Below are 332 nucleotides of genomic sequence, written 5' to 3'. Positions count from 1 at the left end.
TGGACTCTGTGACGACCAGGTTGCCGCGGTCGAGCGCGAATGCGTTGCGCCTCGCATCGGTCCAGGAGGAAGCGCCACGGTCCCAGGCCCATGCCAACGGCACCAGGTGATCGATCTCCACGCTGCTGGCGCGCGTCAGCATGATGCCGGAGTAGGGGTCCTCCCACCGTCCGCCGACGACACGGCATCCATCGGCCGTGAGGACGGCCGGGACCTCGGATCGGATCTGGAGGATCTCGTGGCGGGTGTCGAGGCAATCGCCGTCCTGGTCCACCCAGCTTCCGAAGAGTTCACGGCGGTATGAGATCTGCGAGAGAGCTTCCTGAGCTTCA

The 332-nt window shown here is 65.7% G+C and carries 1 protein-coding gene; it reads right to left on the bottom strand.

Annotated elements, in window-relative coordinates:
* Nucleotides 1–274 (bottom strand): DUF1524 domain-containing protein (locus AB6A65_RS16815; RefSeq protein WP_371039522.1); only part of this gene is annotated, 274 nt, incomplete at its 3' end.
* Between the last annotated feature and the right edge of the window lie 58 nt (nt 275–332).

This window comes from Rhodosalinus sp. FB01 (assembly GCF_041365715.1).
Classification (GTDB): domain Bacteria; phylum Pseudomonadota; class Alphaproteobacteria; order Rhodobacterales; family Rhodobacteraceae; genus Rhodosalinus.
Note: the sequence above shows the minus strand (reverse complement) of the source record. Positions and strands in the feature narration are given on the sequence as shown.